Source organism: Fusibacter sp., assembly GCF_057447755.1.
Genome location: NZ_JBVBZF010000117.1, coordinates 1 through 10456 on the forward strand (window position 1 = coordinate 1; position 10456 = coordinate 10456).

Sequence of the window (10456 nt, forward strand, 5' to 3'; positions counted from 1 at the left end):
CCCCTTGAATACCCTTTGCCATCCAAGGTCTCATGGTGATTGATTGCCCAATGTGGTACATCAATAAGGTCTTTTGGAAACTTAATTTTGGAAAGCATTTTTTCAGTGGTCACCACATGATTTTCCATAATTTCTCGTTCACCATCCGTTAAAGTGCCCTTTTGTATCATCAAGAACTCATATTCCCTTTGATTTAAAATAGACTCATCGATTTCTTTGAAACGATATTGATAAATCTTGGTAATTTCTGCCTGCATTTTATCGTCCATGAATGTACTGGGTTCATTTGCCTTATAAATTAAAGCTGTGGCCTCTTCTATAAACGCACACTCTCTTTCCCAAAGTTCAGTGGCCTCTTTTCTATCTTCATCTGCCAAGTCACAATTGGCTAAAGTTCTGTAGTACCTCTGGTCAATAAGTGCTTTCACAAGTTTTATTCGATTTTCAACAAATTCCAAGTCTGTGGACAAACGCGTTGGCTTATTCATAACACTTTCTGGTACAGTAACCTTACCAATGTCATGGAGCCATGCAGCCATGACCAACCTTCTGATATGTTCTTCGTCAAAAAAGTAGTCTGCATAAGGGCCTTCCTTATAGTCGTTCACAGCTCTTGCAAAACGTTCTGAGAATATGGCTACATTTCGAGAGTGGTTTGCGTTATAAGGTGTTCTTTCATCAATCGCCGTAACAAGTACAGATACAAACGAATCAAACAAGCCTCTAATCTCGTCTACATACTGCATATTTTCAAGCGCAATCCCCGCCTGTGATGATAGCGTCATTACGATTTCTTCCACATCGTCATCAAAAGGGACAAGTTCTCCGTTTTCTATAGCATTGATGAGTTGTACGACACCGATAACATCGTCATCACGATTGATTAATGGCACAACGAGCATAGATCTTGTGGTATAACCCACAGATTTATCAAATTCCTTTGGCCCAGTAAAGTCAAAGAGCTCTGTGTTATAAACATCAGGGATATTCACAGGCTTTTTATGAATTGCTGTATAAGGTGCAATATGTGATTCCACCATTTCGAGTGGCTTAAAATTTATGGGTTCACCACCGCCGCCAAGGAATATTTTAAGAGATTCGTTTTGCATGATCTTATGATAAAGCTTTTGATCTTCATCGATAATATAAAGGGTGCCGCCATCGGCTTTTGCTATTTTACGGGCTTCATTTAAAATTAACTCCAGTAGCTTATTGTAATCCTTTTCGGCAGTGAGCGCTTTTCCTACCTTCAACAGTTTTTCATAATTTGCCTTTATCATTTGTTCTTTTGAAATCATTTTCATATTAACTCCTATTAGAACTATTAAAAATCAATGTTTCATCTTCTCTTGCTAAAAATATGGTTGGATGTGTGCCTCTTATCATTTTTTCAAGTTCATCGTTTTGTAAATCCTCTCGATAAGGTAAGTAATGTGTAATGTAAGTCCTTTTTACCTTGGCTTCCTCTGAGAGTAAAATACATTCATCAATTGTGCTATGCCCCCAGCCAATCTTATTACTGCCAACGACACCATAGTATTCGTCATTTGTAAGTGCGGCATCCATAATCAAAACATCAACATCTTTTACAAAATCCATGAGTTTCTTGCGTTCATTCTCGTAGGTTGAAAATTCCTTGCTGAGTTCAATATCCGTCAACAAGACTATCGACAACCCATTGTATGTTAATTTATAACCCAAAGCACCACCAGGATGCATTAATAAGATGGTCTCCACTTTGATGTTTTTAATAAAAAACGTTCCAAACTCAGGAATTTCTTCAATTTCGAGTTTATCTTGAACCTTGGACCACATAATTGGACAGAAGGGTGGATTATAGAGTAATCTCAAAACCTCTTTTAAGGAGTAGTACTCAGGCTTCATTCCCCTAATATGAACCTTGTCTCTTTTAGAATAAAGTGTTGAAAAAAAGGGTAGCCCCAATACATGATCCCAATGATAATGAGTGAATAAAATATTTACATCATAATCATTAAGCGGATCTTCCACCTTAGTGATGCCACTGCCGGCATCTAAAAAAATGATTTGATCCTCTATTGTCACTTGGACGCAACTCGTATTACCGCCATATCTTACACTTTGAGTATTGGACAGGTTATACGATCCTCTTACACCAAGAAATTTAACTTTCACTTGCTTTTCTTTCATCGCCTACAATCCCCTCCACTTGATAAATTTGAATTAAAGTTTCCTTACCTTTCACTTTAATACCACCCAGTGGTGTCGCCAAAATTTGATCCTTCACATGGTCATATGTGCTTTCACTGATTAAGATTTGTCCGGCTTTTGCATTGGCCTCTAGCCTTGCGGATGTATTTACAGTATCTCCAATAGCTGTATAATCCATTCTTTTCTTTGAACCTATATTACCGACAACTGCATAACCGGTGTTAACACCAATCCCGAAATCCACAATTTTGCCATATTTCTCAAATAAATCTTCTTTAAGCTTTTGTGCCCCCATTTTCATATCCCAAGCCGTTTTAACAGCTTGTAGGGCATGGTCTTCTAGCTCTAGTGGGGCATTATAAATTGCCATGGTAGCATCACCAATAAACTTGTCTAAGGTACCATTGTTCTTGAAAATGGACTGTTCACAGAGCTCCAAATAATTGTTGAGAATTTCAACGATTTGCTCTGGTTCTGCTTTTTCTGATAAGGGTGTAAACCCACGAATATCTACGAAAAGTACAGAAATATACCTTCTTTCGCCTCCGAGATTAATGTTGTCTGAATCTTCTAGTATCTTGTCAACAACCTGAGGTGCAACATATCTTCCAAATATGTTTCTGATTTTCTTCTTCTCAGAGAGTTGTTCCAAATAATGATATGCCAATGCAGAAACATACATGATGAGCATGGCCATTATTGGATAAAATACTTTGAGTATATAACCCATTTGGTAGACTCGATTACAGAGAACTAGGTAGAGGATCACCACGAAAATGTTCATAAAGAGACCTTTTGATGGTGAAAATTTATTTGATAGAAAATACGCCAGCAATCCCATTAAGACGATCATACCAACGTTAAAGATGCTTGGAATAGGTTTCTTAAAGCTGTCTTCCAAGAGATTTTGGATTATATTTGCGTGAATTTCTATTCCGAACATGGGCTGCTCTTTTTTAACTGGGGTGATATATTCGTCCTGGAGACCATTCGCATATGGTCCTATTAAGACAATTTTATCTTCAAAATAGCTTGCCGGAAAGCCTTCACTGTAGACTAAGAAATAAGGTATACTGTCATAATTTCTGGGCAAACCCTTGTAATCCACATATAAATCATCTGAATAATGATCATACTTTTGAAGCGTTGCTTCAAGTTTTGCCCTTGTTGCTTCGTCTAAATCAGCATTTTGGGTATATTTTTTGAGTAGCTCATAGGCAAAATTCGACTCATATTCATATGATTCACTCTCAAGTATGAAGCGCTTTGCAAACATGTTAATTTTTCGAATAACGCGGTCCGGATCTGCGTATGTATTAATATGACCTTGAACGGACACGCCAAGCAACTCATCGAATTGCTCGATGACAGTATCACTGCCCTGCTTATAGCCATTTATTTTAGGTGTATAGACGATTTGCTTTGCAAGCACCACATTGCCGGCTCTTTCAATTGAAGCTGCCAGTTCGGCATCTGAGTCCTCATTTGAATAAGAGTCGAACATAAGGTCCACACCGATTGCAGCTGGATTTCCCTGAGATATAAAGTCTATCAGTTCTGCATGGATTGATCTGTCAAAAGGCCACTGACCAAGGGCATTAATTGTTGCATCATCTATGGCGATGATTACGATGTTATCGTTTGTTTCTTGTGGTTTCTGATAGAAGGCATCATAAATACCATTCTCGTAGTTATCAAAGAAATGGATGCCATAACTGACTAAAACCAAGGCTATTATACTGGTAATCAAAATTATTTTTCGCTTCATAATGCCTCCAAGTATTTTATTACATTATCGTTATATTCATTATATCATCTATACCCCAATAAAAGATATCTTCCACATAAAAAGAGTTTGCCAATGATTTTATCATTAACAAACTCTTTAGGTTATGGTTTTGAGGCTTAAAGATCATTTTTTATTGAATTGATTGACCAAAATAATTAACAATTCCTCTAGCCAAACTGTCTGCAAGCAGGGATTGGGATTTGGAATCCATTAACCACTCATATTCTACTGGATTACCCACAAAACCTGTTTCGATTAAGACAGATGGTGACCAAGTCCCTCTTGTTACATAAAAATTCTTTACATTTGCCCCTCGGTCCTTACGGCTCAAATCATATAAAACCTGATTCAATAGTGAGTTCGAAAGTGACTTAGCCACCGGATCCTTATAAAACACAGAGAAACCAAAAACCTTGGACAAGTCCTCTGTATCGTTCAAACTATCAGCATGAATTGATAAGAATAGATCAGGTTTAACTTTTAGAGAATACTCAAGTCGAGCTTTTAAAGACATATCAACATCAGATTCTCTTGTCATTTTTACTGTCGCCCCTAGATTCTCAAGCTTTGATTTAAGAACCAAAGCGGTATTAAGGTTAATTGTTTTTTCGGTGAAAGAACTCCCAAGCAAACCTCTAGCACCACTGTCACTTCCACCATGACCTGGATCTAGTAAGATTGTATAATCTTTTAATGGCAATTTTGAATTGCTTGCATTGGACTTGTTTGCACTTTTAAGCATGATCAAATCAAATCCCCTTGCTGTCGTTTCCATATAATAGCCTTTTAGATTGGTTGGTTTTACCTTTATGATGGTTTTACCGTCAACAACAGAAGTCTCAACATAATCGTTTTTAAGGGCTAATCCATTTTTATTGGTTATATTGGTCAGTGTTACCGTTATTGTTTTACCGTCATAAGCTGCCATACCTGATCCGCCACCAGTAGTCTCTATAGCAACGTGATCATAATGAGGGTTAATCTTATAGTCCAACTTTTTCAAAGTAGGTATTGAAGGTAGGTTGGATTTAGAAATTTGTAGGGCACTTTTACTTGTCCAGAGCCCTGAAGACAATCTTAGATAATTACCTGTCATACCGGTGATTTGCTCAGTCATCCCTTGGACCATATTTGCAGCGACGCCATTACCCGATACAGGTGCTTTATATAAATCAATAAAGGGGTCCATTACTTGACCATTATAAACAGAATTTGATGAAATCAATATCATGTTTTCCGGTGCATAAGCATCATCCCTATAGTTGCCAAATTGCATCGTATAGTATGGCTTTCCAAGGTCTTTTTCATATACACCTGATTCAAGCGCTGGGAATGTGTATTCATAACGGTAGGTCGTTGCATAAACTTTACCATCTGGACTTTTAGAAAGACTTGGTACCATGGCAAAGGTCTCATGGTTAATGGTGACATTCACACTTGCACCAATCGGAGCCTTGCAGGTTAGAGTGACTTTTTCGCCTCCTAATCTCATTTCCTTTTCCCTAGGAAAAGTTGTAGAGTCCGATATTAAATAGGCACTCATTGGCGAAATGCTACCTGCAGAAGTGTTCTTAGTGATGGTTCTCGTATAACTTTCATTACCCTGCTTAAAGGTAAAAGTATTTACACCGTCTTTTAGAGTCACATAAATGCCAAAATAGCCATTCGTTGTCCTATCTGCCACCACCTTGCCATTTAAGTATAGAGGGAGCTTTGCATTTGAAGCGCCCGCTAAAAAATAGTTCGAAGCGGTGGTTTTAATATTTTCACTCGGTCTTGATAAGATCAGCTTATTAACAACTTCTGCAACAGGCGTTACACTTATAGGCGTGTATTCTGAAGTATAATAATTTTTCAAAAGTGTTCCCAATTTGGGCTGATTGACAAAGGCTGTGTTGTTATAAAAAATACTACCCTTGACTTGATCCAGGGTTTGGTTGAGGTCTAATTGTCTCCTGATTTCTTCGACACCGTACCATGGGCTCTTTTCATCTGAATTGCCAGTTCTATAAGCACCATGGCCAATATAAAGCTTTACAGAAGACCCCTTGGTGACATTGTTCCACCATTTTGCCAATATTTCATAATCAGCAATACCATAGCCAATATTCCAATAAAGCTGCGGCGCAATATAATCAATTATTTCCTTCTCAACCCAGCCTTTTGAATCGGCATAATGCGCATAATAGGATTGTAACCCCTTAGTGTCACTTCCAAGTGCATTGTCCTTTTTATTGGCCCAAATACCAAATGGGCTGATCCCAAATTGGACATTGGGCTTAACTGCCTTTATCATTCTGTAGACATCTTCAATCATCTGGTCTACGTTGTTACGTCTAAAATCACCGATATCCTTAAATTTACTGCCATACTTACTGTATGTCACCGAGTCATCAAAATCAGTCCCTGGATAAAAATAGTCATCAAAGTGAATCCCATCCACATCATAATTGGTGATGATTTCTGCGACGCCATCTACGATGAGAGCTCTAACTGCAGGAATACCAGGATCATAATAAATATTGCCATCATTGTATTTCACCGTCCATTCTGGGTGCAATTTAGCTGGATTACCACTAGAAAGACCTTCGTAATCAAATTGTGCTTCATTTTTCGTCTTCTTGGTAACTCTAAATGGGTTAATCCATGCATGTAGTTGTAAACCTCTTTTATGTGCTTCCTCTATCCAAAATTCAAGAGGATCAAATTCATTTTTTGGTGCAAGGCCCTGTTGGCCTGTCAAGTATTTAGACCATGGAAAAATTTTAGATTTGTAAAAGGCATCACCTGTCGGTCTTACTTGAAGAATGACTGCATTGAGACCGTTGGCCTGAGCCCGATCCAAAATTGTAAGCGCTTGCGTTTTCAATGCTTCTACGTCTGTCGTTCCCGTCTTAGGATAATCTATATTGAGAACAGTGGCTACCCACACCCCCCTAAAATCATCTTCTATAAGGGTGTCCGTTAAGGTGGTATCAGCATAGCCTTGTAAAGTAAATCCAAAGAGCATAGTCGTCAGTAAGATGATAGATGTCATCCATTTATAGGTCCTATTCATATCGTGTCCTCATTCCTTAGATGTAATTTTCATTATTATTTTACACTAATCTATTAAATAAATCCGCTTCGTTATCACCTTTTAACCATAATGTAATTCATCGGTAACAAAAGTAGAAAGAGCCTTGAATTTCAATGTATTCAACATTGATTTTCAAGACTCTTTAATCTTATAGGAACTGGTTTAAATTATAAGCACTCTTGTAGTGCCCTTGCAAGCTGAGAAGGACATGAGGTATTTTTACCACCACATTTCACATCTATTAACTTCTCAATCACGTCAGTCACAGGACTTCCTTTAATCATATTACTTAATCCTATTGCATTTCCAGGGCATCCACCTACAAATTCAACGTGCTCTACCACGCCTTCTTCTATGCTGAAAATAATTTCTCTTGCGCAAACCCCGGTTGTTGTCACCTTGTACATGTTTTGGCCTCCTATTAATGATACTCTACTATTATAGCTTATTATCTGAGAATATCAATTATAGCAAGCAAATATTACAACATCTTAAAGCAACTTTAAACAATAACGCGTTTGTATTTATTTTTACCTTCACTTTTAGCAATGTATAGGGCATTATCTGCATAATTAATGAAGGCTCTTATTGGTAAATCAGCACAGTCGCCATGCTCGACGAAAACTGCACCGATTGATGCACTCACAGTGAGATGTGGGTCAAGGGTATAAATGACTGCAGATCTTTGACAAATTTCCTCAAGAATACTGTCAACCACCTCTAAATCAATGCCCATGAAGAGTAAACTGAATTCATCTCCGCCATAGCGGTATGAATAACCAAGCTCACCAACAACATCTTTCAATAGATCACCAAAACGCTGTAAACAGGTATCGCCCTCTTGATGGCCAAAAGCATCATTGAGTGCTTTAAAATTATCAAGATCCACCATTGCAAAGACCAGATTTTGTTTTTGATCGATGGCTTGCTGATAGAGAGATGGTAAAAATTCATTGAAAGCCTGACGGTTGTATATACCAGTTAGCGAATCGATAAAGGATAACTCATTTAACTTCTCAATCATATGATTGAGTTCACTCCTCTGCTTGTTATTAGCAATCGCAATTGCTAAATGAGAAGAAAGCATTTCGATTAATTCTATGTCATAGGTATTATAGGCGTAATCCTTTAAAGACTGAATATTGATTAGGCCAATCATTTCATCATCAATCATCAAGGGCCAAATGACAACCGATTTTGAGTAATTTCCCTTTTGAGTATAATCTGTTTCAATTAATTTTACAGCAGAATAATTGGCCTTAATGTATTCAAAATCATCTGCATCATGGATAATTAATGGTGAACGGTTATTTTTAACCCAAATACTAAAGGATTTCTCGTTGTCATAGTCAATTTGACTCGAACCCAGAAATACATCATTTTCATATTTTGCGAGGTAAATTATTTTTTGATTTTCATCATCTAACAATCCAATTGTGAACGTATCAATATCGAAAATACTTTTCAGCTCTGTATATAACTCTTTTATGAGATCATTTAAATTGTGGACTGAGTTTATCCGCTTAAGAATATGATTGACTACTTTCATGTTTTTAATGGATTGTTCGAGTAAATTATTCTTGATTTCAAGACGCATTAAGGATTCCTGAGCATTCAGCAGATTGAGTTGATATCGATTGAGCCGCTCTTTATTTTTATTTTCATGTTCAAAATAGAGGTTAATCGCATTGAAGGCAAGTTCCCATTCATTCATGCCACGATAGCATTCAGATAGATAGCCATAATAGTCTGAGTAAATAAAATCCCAATGATTTTCGTTAGCGAGTTCAATGGACTTGTTAATAAAGGGGATACATTCCTCATATTTTTCACGATCAATCAAAAAACCCATATAATCTGATGATATTTTAGGATAATTAAAAAACTGCTGTTCATCAATTTGAATTGCAATTGCCTTTTTGTAAAAAACCTCAACGTCTTTATACTCTTTAAGTAATTCAAAATACTTGGCTTTTAAATAATCAATATAGGATCTATAGCTATAGAAGCGCTTGTTGTTAAGCACTTCTTCGCACCATAATATATAGTTAAAGGCTTTTTCGGCTGCACCTAGCTGCAAATAGGCTTCAGCATAATTGGATAATATGATATAGGCCCTTTCATACTCCAACAAGGAAACGCCTTCATTGACTCGGTCTAAATAATCAAGCGCCTTTTCCGGTTGATGTATTCCAAGATATGCATCGGCTATATTACCGTGAATCACGGGTAAAAGATCTTTTCGGATGTTGTGGTTTTTAATGATATTCTTTGCATTGTTAAGGTGTTCAATCGCTGCCATATGATTGCCAATCATATTTTGTGTGACACCTAAATTATTTAAAATAGGGGGTCTTAAAGCCTCAAGTCCATCATAGAAGGTGTAGCTCAACGCCATTATGTACTGGCTAATGCCATCGTTGACGTTGCCTTTTTCAACACTGATGATTCCTAAGTACATATGTGCCTTGGAAATCCCCAAAAAATCATTGGCATCTGTTGAAATTGACATCAGTTCATTTACTGATGTCAACACATCCTCATTGATATGTTGAATATTCTGCTCAATTTTTTCTATTAACGCCATAATTGCCTGTCTTGCTGTACTCATATCCATCCCTACTCTCATAATCTAAATATTACTAATGATACCCCAAAATTTATAATTTTATACCTAAAAATTTAATTTAGGATAGCGAAATAACCAAGGATATGTTAACATACTCATATAAATAATTAGGGAGAAACAAATGTTTATTTTCAAACTCGTACTTACAATGGTTATCATCCTCGTTTTAGTTTCCAAAAAAATCAATATCGGTATATCGCTAATACTGGGATCCTTGTCTTTTATAATTTTAAATGGTGCCACTTTTTTTACTTTTATTAAAATACTTGGCCAGACCCTTAAAGGTCCAGATGCCTTGAACCTAGCTTTTGCCATTGGTTTCATAACCATATTGGGCTATCTTATGGATAAGTATCATCTCATGAATCGTATGATACAGGCCCTTGAAAACCTACTCGGAAGTGTCAAGGCGACGATTGTTCTTGCACCTACCATAATCGGAACACTCCTCGTTTCAGGCGGTGCTCTGATGTCTTGTCCTATTGTTAATTCCCTAGGGGATCGTATTGAAATGTCAAATGTCCACCGTGCAGCCAGCAATCTGGTTTTTAGACATGCCCTTTACTTTGTGTTTCCACTTTCCACGACTATGATAATCGCTGCACAAATTGGAGGTTATGATCTCTTTGACTTCATCAAGCTTCAGTTTCCACTTGCAATCGTCTTTACTACCATGGGCTATTTCCTATATGTGAAACCCTATAGTTCAGAAAAATTCGAACCGAAAAATGAAGCTAGTATTCCTATGCATTTTGGATCATCAAAGCCC

The 10456-nt window shown here is 37.1% G+C and carries 7 protein-coding genes; 1 reads left to right on the forward strand and 6 read right to left on the reverse strand.

Annotated features, from left to right (window positions below; genetic code table 11):
- The 6 genes from AC220I_RS13010 to AC220I_RS13035 form a co-directional block, all read right to left on the reverse strand.
- On the reverse strand, nt 1-1304 hold a 1304-nt coding region (locus AC220I_RS13010), incomplete at its 3' end, for a GAF and HD-GYP domain-containing protein (RefSeq protein WP_486724275.1).
- Nucleotide 1305: 1 nt separating this feature from the next.
- Nucleotides 1306-2169, reverse strand: coding sequence for an MBL fold metallo-hydrolase (locus AC220I_RS13015; RefSeq protein ID WP_486724276.1), 864 nt, complete (start codon nt 2167-2169; stop codon nt 1306-1308).
- Nucleotides 2144-3958 carry a CHASE2 domain-containing protein gene (locus AC220I_RS13020; protein WP_486724277.1) on the reverse strand — a complete coding sequence of 605 codons (1815 nt, stop codon included), beginning with the start codon at nt 3956-3958 and terminating at the stop codon, nt 2144-2146. The genes AC220I_RS13015 and AC220I_RS13020 overlap by 26 nt, the downstream gene beginning before the upstream one ends.
- A gap of 151 nt (nt 3959-4109) precedes the next feature.
- On the reverse strand, nt 4110-7037 hold the full coding sequence (locus AC220I_RS13025) for a family 10 glycosylhydrolase (RefSeq protein WP_486724278.1): 2928 nt from the start codon (nt 7035-7037) through the stop codon (nt 4110-4112).
- Between the two features lie 188 nt (nt 7038-7225).
- Complete coding sequence (locus AC220I_RS13030; RefSeq protein WP_486724279.1) at nt 7226-7465, reverse strand: TIGR03905 family TSCPD domain-containing protein; 240 nt, start codon at nt 7463-7465, stop codon at nt 7226-7228.
- Nucleotides 7466-7560: 95 nt separating this feature from the next.
- Nucleotides 7561-9669 (reverse strand): diguanylate cyclase domain-containing protein, encoded by a 2109-nt coding sequence (locus AC220I_RS13035; RefSeq protein ID WP_486724280.1) that lies wholly within the window; start codon nt 9667-9669, stop codon nt 7561-7563.
- A gap of 139 nt (nt 9670-9808) precedes the next feature.
- On the opposite strand from AC220I_RS13035, the gene AC220I_RS13040 reads away from it, so the two are divergent.
- Nucleotides 9809-10456: DUF401 family protein (locus AC220I_RS13040; RefSeq protein WP_486724281.1), on the forward strand; the 648-nt coding region annotated here is incomplete at its 3' end.

Excerpts from the sequence above, each read along its gene's own strand:
- AC220I_RS13020 (WP_486724277.1), bottom strand. The coding sequence starts at position 3,958 with ATGAAGCGAAAAATAATTTTGATTACCAGTATAATAGCCTTGGTTTTA.
- AC220I_RS13030 (WP_486724279.1), bottom strand. The coding sequence starts at position 7,465 with ATGTACAAGGTGACAACAACCGGGGTTTGCGCAAGAGAAATTATTTTC.
- AC220I_RS13035 (WP_486724280.1), bottom strand. The coding sequence starts at position 9,669 with ATGAGTACAGCAAGACAGGCAATTATGGCGTTAATAGAAAAAATTGAG.
- AC220I_RS13025 (WP_486724278.1), bottom strand. The coding sequence starts at position 7,037 with ATGAATAGGACCTATAAATGGATGACATCTATCATCTTACTGACGACT.
- AC220I_RS13015 (WP_486724276.1), bottom strand. The coding sequence starts at position 2,169 with ATGAAAGAAAAGCAAGTGAAAGTTAAATTTCTTGGTGTAAGAGGATCG.